Annotated in this window: 20 protein-coding genes and 1 other RNA gene; 10 read left to right on the forward strand and 11 right to left on the reverse strand. The window is 63.3% G+C overall.

All coding sequences use genetic code 11. The features are described from left to right. Positions 1-231: 231 nt before the first annotated feature. Entirely contained in the window at positions 232-585 is a 354-nt protein-coding gene (locus BRC58_05085) for a hypothetical protein (GenBank protein ID PSP17829.1), read from the reverse strand. A gap of 329 nt (positions 586-914) precedes the next feature. Here BRC58_05085 and BRC58_05090 point away from each other — a divergent pair, with 329 nt between their 5' ends. The 4 genes from BRC58_05090 (at position 915) to BRC58_05105 (ending at position 3,236) form a co-directional block, all read left to right on the forward strand. Continuing rightward, positions 915-1,613, forward strand: a complete 699-nt coding sequence (locus BRC58_05090) for a triose-phosphate isomerase (GenBank protein ID PSP17859.1) — start codon at positions 915-917, stop codon at positions 1,611-1,613. Between the two features lie 15 nt (positions 1,614-1,628). Then, entirely contained in the window at positions 1,629-2,492 is an 864-nt protein-coding gene (gene folP, locus BRC58_05095; GenBank protein PSP17830.1) for a dihydropteroate synthase, read from the forward strand. A gap of 96 nt (positions 2,493-2,588) precedes the next feature. Then, positions 2,589-2,768, forward strand: coding sequence for a hypothetical protein (locus tag BRC58_05100; protein ID PSP17831.1), 180 nt, complete (start codon positions 2,589-2,591; stop codon positions 2,766-2,768). A 9-nt stretch (positions 2,769-2,777) separates the two neighbouring features. Continuing rightward, a complete protein-coding gene (locus tag BRC58_05105; protein ID PSP17832.1) occupies positions 2,778-3,236 on the forward strand; it encodes an SsrA-binding protein in 459 nt (152 codons plus the stop codon). Here BRC58_05105 and ictB read toward each other — a convergent pair. The 7 genes from ictB to BRC58_05140 all read right to left on the reverse strand — a co-directional run bounded on the left by ictB (position 3,233) and on the right by BRC58_05140 (position 9,995). Continuing rightward, a complete protein-coding gene (gene ictB, locus BRC58_05110; GenBank protein PSP17833.1) occupies positions 3,233-4,621 on the reverse strand; it encodes a putative bicarbonate transporter, IctB family in 1,389 nt (462 codons plus the stop codon). The genes BRC58_05105 and ictB overlap by 4 nt on opposite strands. Then, entirely contained in the window at positions 4,622-5,344 is a 723-nt protein-coding gene (locus BRC58_05115; GenBank protein PSP17834.1) for a hypothetical protein, read from the reverse strand. A gap of 83 nt (positions 5,345-5,427) precedes the next feature. Then, complete coding sequence (locus BRC58_05120) at positions 5,428-5,922, reverse strand: D-glycero-beta-D-manno-heptose 1-phosphate adenylyltransferase (protein ID PSP17835.1); 495 nt, start codon at positions 5,920-5,922, stop codon at positions 5,428-5,430. A 1-nt stretch (position 5,923) separates the two neighbouring features. Continuing rightward, complete coding sequence (locus BRC58_05125; GenBank protein ID PSP17836.1) at positions 5,924-7,213, reverse strand: peptidase M16; 1,290 nt, start codon at positions 7,211-7,213, stop codon at positions 5,924-5,926. Between the two features lie 9 nt (positions 7,214-7,222). Beyond that, positions 7,223-8,518, reverse strand: a complete 1,296-nt coding sequence (locus BRC58_05130; GenBank protein PSP17837.1) for a peptidase M16 — start codon at positions 8,516-8,518, stop codon at positions 7,223-7,225. Between the two features lie 101 nt (positions 8,519-8,619). Continuing rightward, positions 8,620-8,809, reverse strand: a non-coding RNA gene (gene ssrS / locus BRC58_05135) — 6S RNA. Positions 8,810-8,864: 55 nt separating this feature from the next. After that, positions 8,865-9,995 (reverse strand): 5-(carboxyamino)imidazole ribonucleotide synthase, encoded by a 1,131-nt coding sequence (locus BRC58_05140; GenBank protein ID PSP17838.1) that lies wholly within the window; start codon positions 9,993-9,995, stop codon positions 8,865-8,867. 142 nt (positions 9,996-10,137) lie between these two features. Here BRC58_05140 and BRC58_05145 point away from each other — a divergent pair, with 142 nt between their 5' ends. Then, a complete protein-coding gene (locus BRC58_05145) occupies positions 10,138-11,079 on the forward strand; it encodes an RluA family pseudouridine synthase (GenBank protein ID PSP17860.1) in 942 nt (313 codons plus the stop codon). Positions 11,080-11,084: 5 nt separating this feature from the next. Here BRC58_05145 and BRC58_05150 read toward each other — a convergent pair whose 3' ends face one another. The 3 genes from BRC58_05150 to BRC58_05160 all read right to left on the reverse strand — a co-directional run bounded on the left by BRC58_05150 (position 11,085) and on the right by BRC58_05160 (position 12,964). Further along, positions 11,085-11,852, reverse strand: a complete 768-nt coding sequence (locus tag BRC58_05150; GenBank protein PSP17839.1) for a phycobilisome rod-core linker polypeptide CpcG — start codon at positions 11,850-11,852, stop codon at positions 11,085-11,087. A gap of 114 nt (positions 11,853-11,966) precedes the next feature. After that, complete coding sequence (locus BRC58_05155; GenBank protein ID PSP17840.1) at positions 11,967-12,551, reverse strand: phycobiliprotein lyase; 585 nt, start codon at positions 12,549-12,551, stop codon at positions 11,967-11,969. 146 nt (positions 12,552-12,697) lie between these two features. Continuing rightward, positions 12,698-12,964 carry an acetyltransferase gene (locus tag BRC58_05160; GenBank protein ID PSP17841.1) on the reverse strand — a complete coding sequence of 89 codons (267 nt, stop codon included), beginning with the start codon at positions 12,962-12,964 and terminating at the stop codon, positions 12,698-12,700. Between the two features lie 563 nt (positions 12,965-13,527). Here BRC58_05160 and BRC58_05165 point away from each other — a divergent pair. From BRC58_05165 to BRC58_05185, 5 genes are all read left to right on the forward strand, one after another. Next, on the forward strand, positions 13,528-14,046 hold the full coding sequence (locus BRC58_05165; protein PSP17842.1) for a phycocyanin subunit beta: 519 nt from the start codon (positions 13,528-13,530) through the stop codon (positions 14,044-14,046). Positions 14,047-14,112: 66 nt separating this feature from the next. Continuing rightward, positions 14,113-14,601: a phycocyanin subunit alpha gene (gene cpcA, locus BRC58_05170; protein PSP17843.1), complete on the forward strand. Its 489-nt coding sequence runs from the start codon at positions 14,113-14,115 to the stop codon at positions 14,599-14,601. Between the two features lie 92 nt (positions 14,602-14,693). Beyond that, positions 14,694-15,560, forward strand: a complete 867-nt coding sequence (locus BRC58_05175) for a photosystem I reaction center subunit XII (GenBank protein PSP17844.1) — start codon at positions 14,694-14,696, stop codon at positions 15,558-15,560. A 99-nt stretch (positions 15,561-15,659) separates the two neighbouring features. After that, positions 15,660-15,899, forward strand: coding sequence for a phycobilisome linker polypeptide (locus BRC58_05180; GenBank protein PSP17845.1), 240 nt, complete (start codon positions 15,660-15,662; stop codon positions 15,897-15,899). Between the two features lie 15 nt (positions 15,900-15,914). Beyond that, positions 15,915-16,706 carry a phycocyanobilin lyase gene (locus BRC58_05185; GenBank protein ID PSP17846.1) on the forward strand — a complete coding sequence of 264 codons (792 nt, stop codon included), beginning with the start codon at positions 15,915-15,917 and terminating at the stop codon, positions 16,704-16,706. Positions 16,707-16,725 lie beyond the last annotated feature (19 nt).

Here is a 16,725-nt window from a genome sequence, read left to right on the forward strand (position 1 = left end):
ACTCGTGCGTTCGATTGGGAAAATGCGAGTTGCAGCAAATATTGGATTGATAAACTTAACTTACAACTTCAAAAGGTACGTCTTTTGGGAATATACAGCTAATGCCTGACCCTGTCCATGAGTAATATGTCATACCAGTTTAAGACCGCCAAATTGTAATTTAATCCAATACTTGACCATCAATCGAGCTACCGAGAGGTAGCGTTTTTTGTTTCTCGAACTGGTATCTAGTTAATAAATAGAGGTCCCCTGCTGTTTCTCTTTCTGTGATTCTTGCTGGATGTCTCGAATGCGATCGAGTGCTTGCTGGAACTGCTTTTTTTCTTTCGCGCTCACCGAATCTGACTTATCAGATTTGCCTTGTCCCGATTGGGACTGCAAAATCGTACGGAACCGTTGCTTGCTCAAGCCACTAGCTTGAATGGCTGATGCCACTTTTTGGCGCGATTGTTGCTGAACCCCTTGCAAGCGCTCGATCGCGCTAGCAAGCTTTTTGAGGTCGCTTTCACTAACCTGCTGGGCAGCTTCAGGCTGGTTTTGTTGCTTGGCCTCCCCAGCCGGCGACTGCTGGGGCTGGGATCGCACCGGCCCAGCCAAGCCACTTGCCAGCAAGAGAGCCAATGCCGTACTGCCGGTTAAGCGTTTTAGGCTCAACATGGTCTTTCCTCCAGATAGTCCGCGCCTGGGCAACATCCCAACCGCGGTCGTTCGGCTTTGACGGTAGCGACCGAAGGTGAATGATTCGGGAAAAGCGCCCGGGGGAAGTCTTCCAGCCATTCCCGGCGCGCACTGCGGCTTTGCCAATTGGCCGACTGCAGCATTGCCCGCTTGGTCGGGGTAGAGCCTTACACTAAGGGAGGTTGAAGCTCAACAGAGGAACCGTGCGCAAAATCGTGATTGCCGGTAACTGGAAAATGCACAAAACGCAGGCCGAGTCGCTGGCGTTCGTGCAGGATTTAATGCCCGAGCTAGACAGCCAGGCCGAAGAGCGCGATATTGTGCTCTGCGCTCCTTATACGGCACTGGGCCCTCTGTCGCAAAAGCTCCAAGACAGCCGCGTACGACTAAGCGCCCAGAACGTGCACTGGGCGGACTCAGGCGCGTTTACCGGCGAAGTCTCAGGGGCCATGCTGGCCGAGATGGGCGTTACCCATGCGGTCGTCGGCCACAGCGAACGGCGCGAGCACTTCGGCGATACCGACGAAACGGTCAGCTGGCGGGCGCAGGCAGCCCAGCGGCACGGCTTAATTCCCATCGTTTGCATTGGTGAGAGCAAGCAGCAGCGCGATGCGGGCGAAACGGAGGCTGTCATTACCCGCCAGGTACGTGACAGTTTGGCGGGTCTGGATCTGAATCGCGCGATCGTGGCCTACGAACCCATCTGGGCAATCGGCACGGGCGAGACTTGCGATGCCACCGAGGCCAACCGCGCGATCGGCCAGATCCGCTCGCAGTTATCCAATCCCGAGGTCACCATCCAGTACGGCGGTTCTGTCAAACCCGACAATATCGATGCCATTATGGCTCAACCCCAAATTGATGGCGTGTTGGTCGGCGGTGCCAGTTTGGATCCGAGCAAGTTTGCTCGCATTGTGAATTACCGCTCGTCCTAACGAGGCTGGCTGCTCATGCCTGAGGGGGTCGAACGGCAGCATCTGACCTTGCGCGGGCGCCACTTTCGCTGGGGCACGCGCTCTTACATCATGGGCGTGCTCAACGTGACCCCCGATAGCTTTAGCGATGGCGGCGACTTTATTGCGCCCCAGGCAGCGCTGGCACAAGCCCAGCAACTGGAGGCTGCCGGTGCTGACTTCATCGATTTGGGCGGCGAGTCGACGCGTCCGGGCGCACCCCCTGTTACCGCTACAACGGAACGCGATCGCGTCTTGCCCGTCTTGCAAGCCGTAAGGGCTGCCGTTTCGGCCCCCATCTCCATTGATACGCGGCGTGCAGCCACCGCGCGCGCCGCCGTTGCGGCCGGTGCCGATTTGGTCAACGATGTCTCAGGCGGACGCTTTGACGCCGACATGCTGCCGACCGTCGCTCAACTGGGAGTGCCCATCGTGCTGACGCACAGCCGCGGCACGCCCGAAACCATGCAGCAGCTAACCGACTACGCCGATCCCGTTGGGGAGATTTATCGGGAGCTACAGGCGTGCCTCGAGCGGGCTACGCGTGCCGGCGTCCCCCACTCGCACCTCATTGCGGATCCGGGCATTGGCTTTGCCAAAGACGACGGGCAAAACCTTGCCCTGCTGCGCCATGCCAATGCCTTTGGCGCTCTCGGCGTTCCGCTGCTGGTAGGCGCCTCCCGCAAGGGCTTTATCGGCCGCCTGCTCGATCGCGGCGATCCCAAGGCCCGGGATTGGGGAACGGCAGCCGCTTGCTGCGCTGCGATTGCCGGATCCGCTGACATCCTGCGCGTTCACGAGGTCGCCTCCTTGCGCGATGTCTGTCGCGTTGCGGATGCAATCTGGCGGGCGGGCGAGTAGGGTAGGCGCTACTGCTAACGACGCTCGGGCAGGGGTTGCTTAAGTTTCGTTAAAGCCTTAAGATCTCCAACCAATAAGCTCTCATTTTCTTGGGCCATGTTCGCTCAGTTCGTCCGATTCCTCCGCGAGGAGCTTGGTATCTCCCAAAACGCAATCGAGCTAGCGCGACGCCATTGCACAGCCACGCCCAGCCAGCTGGCCATGGTGCTGTGGCAGTACGGGCTGATCGATCCGGAGCAGCTTGATCGGATCTTCGACTGGCTGGAGCGAGCCTAGCGGAGGGCCATGAACGGCGGCATCACAGTCGTTAGCGAAAACCGCCAAGCCCGCTTCCTCTACGAGATCCAAGAAACTTACGAAGCGGGCATTCAGCTCACCGGGACCGAGATCAAATCCGTGCGGGCTGGGCGAGCCAACTTGCGCGATGGCTACGCGATCATTCGCAACCGCGAAGTCTGGCTGCTCAACGTCCACATTGCCCCGTTCCAAGGCAGCGGCCAGTACTTCAACCACGAGCCGCGCCGGACGCGCAAGCTGCTGCTGCACCGCCGCGAGATCGACAAGCTATCCGGCAAGATCCAACAGAAAGGGTTCACGCTCGTGCCCGTCAAGCTGTATCTGGCCCGCGGCCTGGCTAAAGTTAGCCTGGGCTTAGCCAAAGGCAAGAAAAAATACGACAAGCGCGAGACCATCAAACAGCGCGAGGCCGAAAAGGAAATGCAGCGCGTGGTCAAGCGCTTTTAGCCATCCTGCGATCGCGGCTTGCCAGTGCCGGGCTGGGCGTAGCTCGCCACCAGCGCCACGAGCAGCCACCAGAGCGTATTGACCTGCGGGCGGTACCAGACCGTATCGACCAAGCCGTGGGCCAGCAGCCCGGCCATGCCCGCCAGCGCGGCCATCAACCACCATCTCTGCGGGTGCCAAGTGGCGCGCAAGCGCGCCAGCTGTTGCTGAGCTTGGGCACCGAGGGTTGCTAGCAACCACAGAAAAGCAAGCAGTCCGGCTGCCCCCATCTCGACCGCGTGCTCGAGGAACACGGAGTAGGCACTGAGGGCGTTGTAGTTGGGCCGCTGGTAGAGCGGATAGATCTGGTTGAAGCTTTCGTGGCCGGGCCCAATGCCAATCAGCGGCCGATCGCGGATCATCTCCAGCACGGCCGCCCAGACGTTGATGCGAAAGTTATTGCTGCTGTTCTCGCGCCAGGCAAAAATGCTAGCAACGCGGGTGCGCAGCGGCTCCACCGTGGCTACAGCGCCCAGGATCAAAGCTGCTAGGGCGGCAGTGGCTGCTGGTAGCAGCCACCGGCGCCAAAATGGCGATAGGGCGGCATTCCACCAGTAGCGCAGCAGTAGCAAAAAGACCGCGACCAACGCCAGCATGCCAATCCAGCCGCCACGGCTGTCGGTCAGATAAAGGCAGCTGGCATTCGCAACGGTCATGGTGGCAGCCAGGGCCTTGGGCAGCCAGCGCCGCCAAGCCCAAACGGCGGCGAGGCTCAGGGCCAGGGCCGGGAGCAGGTAGCTCGCCAGCAGGTTGGGGTTGCCCAGGAAACTATAAACGCGCGTCGTCCCGGCCAAGGTCGAGTCCGGATCCGTCCAAGTGGCCCGCGGATCGACCCCGAAAGACTGCTGCCGGATGCCGTACGCGCTAACCGCCAGCGAGACGTGCAGCACCAGCGCGATCGTCCGGTTGCGCCAGTGCGGGGCGCGCAAGATGCGAGCGGCCAGGGCAAAGAACAGCAGGTAGAGGGTTAGCGTTGCCCAGCCTTTCAAGGCCGCTTCGGGCACGGGGGAAAACGCCACCGCAATGGCGGCGACGCCCCAGTAGGCCAGCACCAGCAAGTGGATGGGCGTTAGCTGCGCGGGTTCATCGTCGGCGAGGGTTAGCAGCCCCCAGTACCCCCCGCAGGCGATGAGCAAGACGCCAATGAGCGAGGTGGAGACAAACGGACCGAGCGCTACCACTAAGCCGATGAGTAGCACGCCCAGCGGCTGGGCCCAGCGCAGCAGCCAGCTACCCTGGCGCCACGCTCTTGCTGCCCCAACAGGCCAGTGCAGAACGCTGGCCCCGCGCCAGCGCGCGAGCGGCGTTTGCGATAGGGTCAGTCGCTGCCAAACCGTGGGGACCATTCACTCGCCGGCAACGGCCGGATGCGTAAGCAGCGATATTAGCACGCGCGCCCCGCGCAGCTGGTTGGATAGCGGCAGGTGGCCTCGCGGTGCGCTCAGATCCCAAACAAACTCATCCGGGTAGCGCGTCCAGTTGCGGCCGCTTTTCCAGCCAATTTTGGGCCACAGCTTTTCCCAAGCTTGCCCCACCGAGAGCCAGATTTGGCGCTGGACGGAGTAGCCGAATTTTCCTTCTGAGTAGGCAAGCCAAAGCTCGTCGACGGTTTGCAGATCGGGGGTGGGGAAGTTGTTGACTTCGGTGAAGTAAAGCCACTGCCGCCCCACGGCGTCAGGGCCGGCGAGCTCGCAGAGCTTCTCGCGAGTGAGGCGATCGGCGCTTTGGTAGGCTTGCTGCGCCAGCGCTTGCTGGATGGGGCTGTAGTCAACGCCGCGCTGCGATCGCAGCGGAACCATGCCCTCGGGAAAGCGCTCGGCCAGAAACTGTTGCGCTGCCGGCATCTCAGCCTGATAGAGCGTCTGGTAGGCCTTGCCGGCTGCGGGGTTGGCGGTTGCATCGCACTCCTGTAGGAATGCCATGAGGGCATCCAGCCCGGGCTCACCCGCCTGGGCGAGCTGCGCGATCAGCTGCAGCTGCTTTTTGGGCGATGCCGTGGGAAGCTGGCGGCCGATCTCGGCAATATCGTCCGCGGAGGGCGATGCCAAGGGGGATTGGGGATCGCTCATAAGCAGGCAGCGGCAAGGGCGTCCAACGGCCAACGTAGGGGGTTGCACTGTTCGCCCGCAACCGAATGGCTCGCTGGCTGGCGTTAGGGGCTCGCGCGCGCGGCCAGAATGCGCTCGATGATGGCACTGCTGGAGCAATCCGAGTCGATCGCCATCAAAGCAATTTCGGCACCGCAAGCTTGCGCGGCCGGTGCTTCAGGCAGCTCGGCGAGGGTATAGTCGCCGCCTTTGGCATAAAACTCGGGCTGCAGCGCGCGCAGCAGCGCGCTGGCCGTCGTCTCGGCAAACACGACGACGCCATCGACGGCGCCCAGGGCCGCCAGCAGTTCGGCCCGCTCTGCCTCGCCCAAGATGGGGCGCTGCGGGTAGCCCGGTGGGGCGGGTTTGAGCTGGCGTACGGCTCCGTCGGTGTTGGTGCCGACCACCAGCGCCTGCCCCAACGAGCGGGCGGCCTGCAGGTAGCGCACGTGACCCGGATGGAGCAAGTCAAAGCAGCCGTTGGTTAGCACCAGCGGACGCCACTGCTGCGGGTTGGCCGCAATCTCCGCTTGTAGGGCTGGTAGCGCGTAAACGCCCATCTCAGCCCTCGCAGCGCGCGATCGCCTCGCCGGGACCGACCAGCGATACGTAGGGCTTCCCCTGCAAGTAACGCCGCGCGACTGCTTGCAGTGCCTCTGGGGTAACGGCAGCGACGGCTTGCTGGAGCTGCTGATCGAATGCGGCTCCCACCCCGAGCGCGTCGTACCACCCATAGAGCTGCGCCAGCTGCGCGTTGCTCTGCTTGCCCAGGGCGTACTGGCCCAGCAGCTGGCTCTGGGCAGCCGCCAGGGTGGACTCGCTAACAGGATGGCTGCAGGCCCGCTCGATCTCCTGCTGCAGCCCGGCCAGCGCCGTTGCGGCATTTTGGGGTGCCGTCCCCATGTAGGCGACAAAGGGCGCCGGATCCCAGCGCGTAGGGTAGAACGCCGACACCTCGTAGGCTAGGCCGCGCTTCTCGCGCAGCTCGACAAACAGGCGGCTGGAGAGGCCGTTGCCCAAATAACTGCTCAGCAGCTTCAAGGCCGGATAGTCCGCGTCCCGAACCGAGGGGGCCAGATAGCCCAGCATGACGAAGGCCTGCTGGCTTGCCTGCTCGGTGGCAGTCTGCCCGGATTGCGGCACCGGCGCGGGCAGCTGCGGGGTCGGCAGCGGCGCTTGCGGCGGCTGCCAATCGCCTAGCACTTCGTTGGCCGTGGCGATCGCGCCCTCGGCGTCGAGATTGCCAGCCAGGCTGAGGGTCACATTGTCGGGGCGGAAAAAGGTTTGGTGGTGGCGCTGCAAATCCGCGCGCGTCAGGGCTGCCACGCTGGCTTCGGTGCCCAGTACTGACACTCCATAGGGATGGTGCGGGTACAGGCCAGCCTGCAGGCCCTCCAGCGCGACGCTAGCCGGTTGCTCCCGAGCTTGCCGGAGGTCCTGCAGGGCGACGTTGCGCTCCAGCTCGATTTCAGCCTCGGGCAAGCTGGGCGCGCGCGCGATCTCGGCCAGCAGTCGCAATAAGGCCGCCCAATCGGCCGAGACGGCTTTAAAACTCAGCAGCAGGTAGTCGGGGGCAGCATCGGCTTCTAGCTCCGCGCCCATCGACTCGACGCGCTCGGCAATGGCAGCCGCCGACTGCCGCTCGCTGCCTTTGGTCAAAACGGCCGAGAGCAAATTGGCCGTGCCAGCGCGCTCCCGCGGCTCCCCGTGCGCGCCGGCATGCCGCACGAACAGGCAACCCGCCACAATGTCGGCCACCGGATTGGGCGCGACCAGCAATGCCATCCCATTGCCAAGAACCGTTCGCTGACAGGATGGCTGCGGCTGCGCGGTGCTGGCAGGCGCTTGCATGAGCGGCCCTTAGGCGTCCGGATCGGGTTTGACGAGCGTCACCGCGTAGCGATCAGGCGAGAGGTACTGCGCGGCCAGGCGCTGCAGGTCTTGGGGGCCAATTTGGCGCAACCGGTGCGGGTAGCTCGTTGCCTGCTCCAAGCGGGCGACCGTGCTGTAGTAGCCGTACAGCCCGGCGAGCTGACCGGGGGTCTCGGTGGAGAAGGCGTAATCGTTGCACAGCAAGCGCTGCGCGCGCGCGAGCTCGCCTGCCGCAACCGGGACCTGCTGCAGCTGCCGCAGGTGATCGCGCACGATGGCCTCAACAGCCTCAGCATGCTCGAGCGGCAGCAGCGTGCAGATGGCAATCAGGCTGGAGTCGCGCTGGAGCGAGAACTCGCAGCCGATATCCTGTACTAGCTGCTTTTGCTCGCGCAGCTCCTGAACCAAGCGCGACGAGCGCCCCTCGCCCAAAAGCGCTGACAGCACATCCAGGCCCACAGCATCGTCCAGGCAATCGGTGCCGGGGCCGCGCCAGCCCATGAGCAAGCGGGCTTGCTCGATGCGCGAGGAGCGAATTTGCTGGCGGCGGATGGTGGCAAGCGGCGGGTCAGGTTCGATGGCAACCGGCGGCGCCTCGCTGCGGGGCGCGAATGCGCTAAAGGCCGATTCGATCAGCGCGCGCGCTCGCTGCTGCTCGATACCGCCGACCAGGGCAACACTGACGTTTTCTGGCTGATAGTGCGCGCGGTGAAAGCGGCGCATGTCCTCGGGCGAGTGGGCTTGCAGCCGTTCGGCAGTGCCCAAAATCGGTCGGCCGTAGGGATGATGGGGGTAGAGGCTCTCGCACAGGGCCTGGAAGCCCCACCAGTCCGGATCGTCGTGGCAGCCATTGAGCTCCTCGAGCACGACATCCCGCTCGCAGTCGAATTCGCCTTCGGGAATGCGAGCGTGCAGCAGCAGCTCGGCAAGCTCGGGCAGGGTGCGCTCGATGTCGGTGGCTGCTGCGGTAATAAAGAAATGGGCGTAATCGTGGCTGGTGGCGGCATTGGCCGTCCCGCCCCGCTGCTCGATGGCGCGGTCGAAGGCCCCCGGCGCAATCCGCTCGGTGCCTTTAAAGATCATGTGCTCGAGGAAGTGCGCCATCCCCAACCATTGGGCAGGCTCGCGCCGGCTGCCCGCTTGCACCCAAACATCGGCAACCACCACCGGCGTTGCCGGTACGGGTTGGTGAATGGCGGTCAGCCCGCTCGGCCACTGCATGACGTTGGCGGGGCAGGCCGAATGGGCTTGCGCCTCGACTGGCAATGACGTTGCGCGCACCATGGACTCCCTCGGTTGCCCGATTTCCGCTTAGACTAGCATGCCGGTTGCCGATTTCGGCAGCACCGGCCGGTGGGTGCGCTCTTGTGGAGATCGAACGATAAGAATCTGCCGCGGCGCCGTTTTGCCTCAGTTCCTGACCTCATCACTTAGGTGGGTACCGGCAGTCCCCGCTTGAAGTTTCCGGCTGCATGCGGCGCATGTCCGGCCTACTGCCGCAGGTGAGCTGGTTCCCTCGTTGGATCAGGCGTAGATCAAGAACACTTTTGGCAGTCACCAACGCCGCAGCAGATTGCTACTTATCTATTATTCAGCTCAGCCGCGAGGCTGGCAAGATGCCAGACCGCCGTTACGGATACCAAAGGGCAGCGACGCGATCACCGAGGGCCTGCGCCTCACCCAGCTCGCCAGACTCCAGCGGCACCGTGACGTGGCCGAGCTTGCGACCGGGGCGCGATTGCTGCTTGCCGTACCAATGGACGCGCGCCTGGGGAACGGCGGCGAGTTGCGCCCGCTTTTCGCTGTAGGCATCTTGGGCGTACTCGTAGCCCAACAAATTGATCATGACAGCGCCGGGCCAGCGCAGCTGCGGCTGCCCCAGCGGCCAGTCGGCAATGGCGCGCAGCTGCAGCTCGAACTGGGAGCGATCACAGGCATCCAGGCTGTAGTGGCCGGAGTTGTGCGTGCGCGGCGCCACTTCATTGACCAGCAGCTCCCCGCTCGGTCGCAAAAAGAACTCGATGCCGAAGGTGCCAACAATTTGCAGCTGCCAGAGCAACGTCCGCGCCATGGCCTCGGCCTGCTCTCGGATGCCTTCAGAAACGGGGGCCGGCACGATGGCGCAGTGGCACACCTGGTCTTGCTGCTGCGTCTCCACCAGCGGAAAAACGGCGATTTCGCCGCTGAGGTTGCGGGCTGCCATGATGGCCAGCTCGCGCTCGTAGGGGACGTACTCCTCCAGTAGCATGGCGGGATGCCCCTGTTGGGCCCAGCTGGCCTCCAGAGCAGACCGGTCGGCAACGATGGTGGTGCCGTAACCGTCATAACCGTGGCGCCGAGCTTTCAAAACGGCCGGAAATCCCCAATCCGGCTCGCAATCGCCGCCCGCTGTCAGCGCCGCGAAGCGCGGCGTGGGCAACCCCAGCGCCTGCAGGCAGCAGCGCTGCCGGTATTTATCGAGCAGCGGCTCCAAACTCGCCAGGCTGGGCCGAAAGCAAGTGCCCTGCTGGGCCAGCGGCTGCAGCAGCGCCAGGTCGATAGACTCGTTCTCGAAGGTCAGCACGTCGCAGCGCTCGGCCAACCGGGCTGTCGCGGCTGCGTCGCTCAGCGGCACCAGGATGGCATCGCTGGCAGTTGCAACGGCCGGATCCGCCTCGCTGGCGGTCTGCACGATCGCTTCCAGCCCCAGTGGCTCGGCGGCGGCTGCCAGCATGCGGGCCAACTGCCCGCCGCCCAAGATGCCTACGCGCGCTACAGCCATGACCAGAATCCAGTACGCCGCTTGGGGCTTGTCTGTGGGAGATGCCGACGCTCGAGCATAGCAAAATTGCCGCCGGTCGGGACTGGCACGCTCGGCCAGCGGCGGGTACCTACAATTGGAGGCGCCCGGCGAAACAGGCGCGATGCCTTCCCCTCCCGCTCCGGAAGCCCCCCAGCGGCTCCATGTTGACGCAGGCGGCGATCGCCTCGATCGCTGGCTGGCGCGCGCGCGCCCGGATTTATCCCGGGCTTACTTGCAATCGCTGATTGCCTCAGGCTACGTTGCCCGCAACGGCAGGCGCTGCACGGCCAAGCAAGCGCGCTTGCAGCGCGGCGACTGGGTGCAGTTGGCGCTGCCCGCCGCCCCACCGCAAGCCCCGCCCCCCGAAGCTTGGCCCCTCGACGTTCTCTACGAGGACGCGTGCTTGCTGGCGCTCAACAAGCCCGCCGGTTGGGTCGTTCACCCGGCCCCCGGCCATGCCAGCGGCACCGTAGTTAACGCCCTACTCGCCCACTGCGACTCGCTCTCGGGGCTGAGCGATCCCCAGCGTCCGGGCATCGTCCACCGCCTCGATCGCGACACTAGCGGCGCAATGGCCGTTGCCAAAACGGATGCAGCCCACCGCAGCCTGCAAGCCCAAATCCAAGCCCGAACGGCGCGGCGCCACTACCTCGGCCTCGTGCGCGGCTGCCCCCACCAGCGCGAGGGCACGATTGAAGCGCCCATCGGGCGCCATCCGCGCGATCGCAAAAAAATGGCCGTCCTGGCCAGTGGCGGACAGCCGGCTCGCACGCGCTGGCGCCTGCTCGAGGCCGGCACCAACTGGGCGGCGATCGCCTTCGAGCTCGAGACCGGCCGGACGCACCAGGTTCGGGTGCATGCAGCGCATCTGGGGCACCCCATCCTAGGGGATCCCGTTTACAGCTCGGGATCCCCTAAGGGACTGGCATTGACCGGTCAGGCCCTCCACGCCTGGTGCTTGCAGCTAGCGCATCCCCACTCGGGCGAGCCCCTCGAGGTCGTTGCCCCTCTGCCTGCCGAGCTAACCCAGCTGCGCTTGTCCCTGCAGCAGCGTTGGGGATAGGCACGCTAGCTGGCTCGCCGGTAGGGAACGGCCCGCTCGTAGTCGATGTTGAGGGCCGAGACGCGCAGCACGGACTGGGCCTTGGCACTGCTGATGCCGCGGGCCATCCCCAGAAACCGGCGGGGATCGCCCTCGCGCGGTTGGCGCTCTTGCGGCGTGAAGCGGCGCACGACAGGCTGCCACACGATCTGCGGAAAGCCCAGCTGGGCGCGGTAGTAGGGCCCGTAGCGCGGCGTTTTGAGGTTGAACGGCGTCTCGCCACTCTCGTGCTGGGGCAGGATGCGGCGGCGTTGGTAGGGAACGATACTGTAACCGAAGTTGTTAACGTACTCGTCGCTATCCAGTAGGGCGTCAATAAAGCTTTCTAGCCCCTGCTGGGCTATCACGATGGACCAGGCAATTTTTTCGCGCTCGCTGTAGACATCGCGCCCGAGCAGGCGCTGCACGCACAACTCGGCAAAGCGATAGTTGCTGTTGGGCTCATAGTTGCGGCGCCGGAACTGTTCCGAAGTGGCCAAGCCGCGAATGAAGTCCCGCACGGTAATCTGGCCGTAGCGCAGCTGGGACTCCAGAATTTTTTGGCGGTTGCTGCTCAGGATTTGGTGTTCGCTAAAGATCTGCCGGTAGGCAGCCCAAATGACGCGCTGGTAATCGCTCTCGGAGGCTAGCGACTCATCGGGTAGAACGTGCGGTTTCTCTTCGCTGCCCGTTTCGTACCCTTCGACGCGCGTGTTTTGACTGGCAGGAACGTATTCCAATACCGGAAGCGCCATATCCAACCCTCCGTCGGTCTAGGGAATCTTAAGTAAGCTTAACGTCAATCTTAAGGCGGGAGCGGCTGGCGCGCAGCGCCAACTTATAACTTCTTACCAATCAGTGCGCCCGGCCTACCAGCCCAGCAGGGACAGAAAGCCCGGCGCCGCCGTTTCGGGGGCGGTGCGATCACGGCTGCCATCGGTACGTATTTCGGCGCAAAACGTTGCCGTGTTGAGCCCGCCGAAGCGCTTGACCGTACTGGTGCGGATGCGCAAATTGGCCGTGGGGAACCAAAAGCGCTCGATGGTGCTCATGCTCTCGTATTCCGTAGCGAGCACTAGGGCATCTTCCCCGTCGAGCTCGTAGCGCCCCACTACCGGAATCTCCTCAGCGTAGCCGCGCTCGCGCAGCAAGCGGCCGCGCCGGCCCGAATCCGCATCCGGGACTAGGGCAAACACGCTGGAACCGGCGTGACTGTCGCCTTCCTTATCCCATGCCATGGCGCCATCCCAGCTGATCTGGGCGCCGCCAACGCTCAGCGCCGGATCGATTTGATGGAAATTGCAGATCTCGACGATCTTGGGGTTGCTAGCTGCCAGCGTCTCGACCTCAATATCCGAGCCGCCCGCCTCGGCGCGCCGGAACGGCAAGTGGTGGGTCGTGCGCAGCGATCGCCAGCTACCGGCACTCAGCTGGAAAAACTCCATTGCCTCCATGGCCAACCTCCCTAGACTGACGGTGCGTGCTCTCGGCGCAAGCCAAACGGCTGCTGGGGCATTTACCTGGGTGCTAACAAGCCAGCGAGCCGCGTAAGGCCTCCCAGCCGCTTGGCGGCCGCTATCGCACGGGATTGCCCCGGCTGCTAGCGCTCGGACTGCTCTGACTGAGCGGACCCGAGAGCTGCTTGTTTGGCCTGCAGCTCCTCGATTGCCGCATCAATCTTGACGATCTCGGGATTTTGGCCGATGTGCTCCATGGCGGCTTTGGTGGACCATTCCACCCGCTGCGCCATTTGAAACACATCGTTGACGATTTTCTCGCGCGATTTTTCCAGCTCGGTGATGGCCGCCTCGATTTCCTCGGCCGATTTCGGGTTTGCCACCTTAGGATTGGACTTGCTATCGCTCATCCCGATTCGACTGCCTAGGGCTACAGCACTGCATTTTCCCAAACGCCACCGCTTGCCGCCAAATATTAAGCCATGCAAACCGGCTGTCCCACAGCCCACACTGCTAGCGCAGCAATGCCCGCTAGCCGCTCGCTCGGCTAAAGCGAGCGCCTGCCCCTGGCGCCAGCGCCTCAGCGGCCGCATCTGGGGCGAGTGCGGAACGGCCGTTGGGCCTAGAGGAAAAAGGCACAAGTTGGCTTTAACACGAACGAAACATTTGAAACATATCTTAACCGATAAGCGCGGCGGCAACCTTGTATAAAGAATACGAGAAGGGGTTTATGGCATGAGCAGGGCGAGCCCTAACTCGCATTAGAAATTACTCGGTTTTGCTCTCATCCTGAGGCGCCTTTCTCGCCTGGGCGAACGCAGCGGATTTGCCGTACCGCTGCCGTTGCCCTCACGGGCGGGAAATGCCATCCTTTCAAACCCTTTCCGGCTGTCCGGCAGCTTGCCAATCGTTAGGCATTTAAGCCTAGTCGCTGTAGGCACATACTGCAACCAGAGTCTAAGGAGAATAGTCCATGTTTGACGCGTTCACTCGAGTCGTGTCACAAGCCGATAGCCGCGGCGAGTTTCTCAGCAACGAGCAACTCGACGCGCTCACCGAAATGGTGAAAGAAGGCGACAAGCGGCTGGATGTGGTCAATCGCCTCACCAGCAACAGCTCGGCTATCGTGACCGATGCCGCTCGGTCGCTGTTCGACGAGCAGCCGCAGCTGGTCCAACCCGGCGGTAACGCTTACACGAACCGCCGCATGGTGGCCTGCCTGCGCGATATGGAAATTATTTTGCGCTATGTCACCTACGCCATGTTTGCCGGCGATGCCAGCGTCCTGGAAGATCGCTGCCTGAACGGCTTGCGCGAGACCTATCAAGCGCTAGGGGTCCCGGGCGCCTCTGTCGCCAATGGCGTTCAGAAGATGAAAGATGAGGCCATCAAAATCGCCAACGATCCCAATGGGGTTACCCAAGGGGACTGCAGCCAGCTGATGTCCGAGCTGGCTGGCTACTTCGATCGCGCCTCGCAAGCGGTCGAATAGCAACCGCCGTTGCCCTCTAACCTCGAGACCGTGCAGTCAAAGACGCAGTTTAGAAAGGACTAAGAAATGAAAACGCCCATCACCGAAGCAATCGCAACCGCCGATACCGAAGGCCGCTTCCTCAGCAACAGCGAGTACCAAGCATTCAACGGCCGCAACGACCGGGCTCAGGTCAGCATGGAAGCTGCCCGCGCCCTGACCCAAAAGTCGCAGCAGCTCATCGATGGGGCAGCTAACGCCGTGTACCAGAAATTCCCGTACACGACGCAAATGCAAGGCCCCCAATACGCCTCCGACCAGCGCGGCAAGGCCAAGTGCTCGCGCGATATCGGCCACTACCTGCGCATCATCACCTACTGCCTGGTAGTCGGCGGAACCGGGCCCATGGACGAGTACCTGATTGCCGGCCTGGAAGAGATGAACCGCACCTTTGACCTATCGCCGAGCTGGTACATCGAGGCCCTCAAGCACATCAAGGCCAACCACGGCCTGACCGGCCAACCGGCCACCGAAGCCAACGCCTACATCGACTACGCCATTAACGCGCTGAGCTAGTCGCTGCTTTCGCTGCTGGCCCGGAAGCTGGCCGTCGCTGGCTGCCGGGCCGGCTTGCCATAACAAACCGTTAAAACGATTCGGGGGATTCCATGAGCGCTTTAGTGGCATCAACGCTTGTAACGGCCGAACGCCTGGGGGTCGATGCCTTCGACGCCAAGCCCGTCGAGCTTCGCGCCATCGCGCGTACCGAGCGCAACCTGCAGCAGGTCATTCGCGCGGCCTACCGCCAGGTATTCGGCAACGACTACATCATGGAAGCCGAGCGCCTCAAGGGGGCCGAGTCGCTGCTGCGGCAGGGGAGCCTGACCGTGCGCGATTTCGTCCGCGCCTTGGGCAAATCGGAACTCTATAAAAACAAGTTTTTCTATCCCAACGCCAACCAGCGGTTTGTCGAGCTGAACTTCAAGCACTTTCTGGGCCGGCCGCCCTACGATGAGCGGGAATGGGCCTATCACACCTGCTTGTGTGAGGAGCGCGGCTTTGACGCCGAAATCGACTCCTACTTTGAGAGCGCCGAGTACCTCAACCGGTTTGGCAACAACATCGTTCCCTACTACTGCGGCTTTCAGGTTGAAGCAGGCTCGCGCACGGCCAACTTTACGCGCATGTTCCAGCTCTATCGCGGCCATGCCACCAGCGATCGCTCGCAAGCGCAGCGCCACAAGCCGCGACTGACCTGGGAGTTGGGCAAAAACACGACCTCAACCATCGAGGTTCCTACCAGCCCCAAACCGCGCCCGCAGCGCCAGACCCCCAAAACGGCCTTTGGCGGTCAGGGCAACAAAGCGGCGCACATGTACCGCCTCGAGGTAACCAACCTAGTGGGGGCCAAGCCCCAACCGCTGCAGGTTCGCCGCAGCACGCAGGCCTATCTGGTGCCGTACGAGCAACTGACGCCGCGCATGCAGCAACTCCAGCGCCGAGGCGGCAAGATCCTGAGCGTCCGACCTGCTTGAGTCCCCCCTGCAAGGAGGCCAACGGTTGCGGTGGCTGGCTTGCTGCCATCGCAACGGGCCGAGCGAGAATCGAGACGGATGCGAGTGAGGGCACGTTCTATGTACAACCAGAACGCATTCGGCACTGCCAGGCTCAACAATGCCGGCAACCGCACGTACCGAATTGAGGTTACGGGCATGCGGCAGAATGCCGAAACCGACCGGCTGGGCTATTCCATCCGCCAAAGCGGCAGATGGAGCCTGATCGTTCCCTACAACCGCCTCAGCGATCAGATGCAGCGCATTGCCCGCATGGGCGGCCAGATCGTTAGCGTGCGGCCGGCCAATGTAGGGGCCTAAGCGCCAAGCCGGGCCATGGTCGAGCAGGCGCCCTTGACGGCCGAGCGCGCGATCGCCAACCTGCAGCAACAGGACGATCTGGGCTTGCGTTACTACGCAGCCTGGTGGTTGGGCCGGTGCCAGATCGCGCGACCGGCTGCTGTAAAGGCCCTGATTGCGGCGTTGGATGACGAGCTGGATCGCTCGCCCGATGGCGGTTATCCGCTGCGCCGCAACGCGGCCCGCGCGCTGGGCAAATTGGGGGACCGACAAGCCGTGCCCGCCCTAATTGCTTGCCTGGACGCCTCAGATTACTACGTGCGCGAAGCCGCGGCGCAGTCGCTTGAGGCGCTGGGCGACGCGCGCTGCGTTCCGGCACTACTGCAGCTGTTGGAAGGCGGTTTGGAAGCGGCACAACCCGTCCCCGGCAAGCCCCACCTCGTCCAGCCCTACGAAGCGGTTCTGGAAGCGCTGGGAACGCTGCAGGCCGATGAAGCCATTCCCTACATCCGCCCGTTTCTGGATTGCTCGGTAGCCAAGGTGCAGTACGCGGCCGCGCGCGCGCTCTACCAGCTAACGGGGGAGGCGGACTACGGCGAGCGCCTAGTGAGCGCCCTGCAAGCCGACGCGCTGCCGCTGCGGCGCGCCGCCCTGATGGATTTGGGGGCGATTGGCTACCGACCGGCAGCCGAGGCGATCGCGCAAGCACCGGCCGAAAACAGCCTCAAGCTCGTTGCCCTCAAGGGCTTGCTGGAGCACCAGCTCGCCGCCCCAGCCCCGGAGGGCGACAGCCAGCAATTGATGGCGTTGATGGACTCGCTATTGTGAGCGTCGAGACCCCAGGCAA

The organism is Cyanobacteria bacterium QS_8_64_29 (assembly GCA_003022125.1).
In the GTDB taxonomy this organism is placed as follows: Bacteria; Cyanobacteriota; Cyanobacteriia; order Cyanobacteriales; family Rubidibacteraceae; genus QS-8-64-29.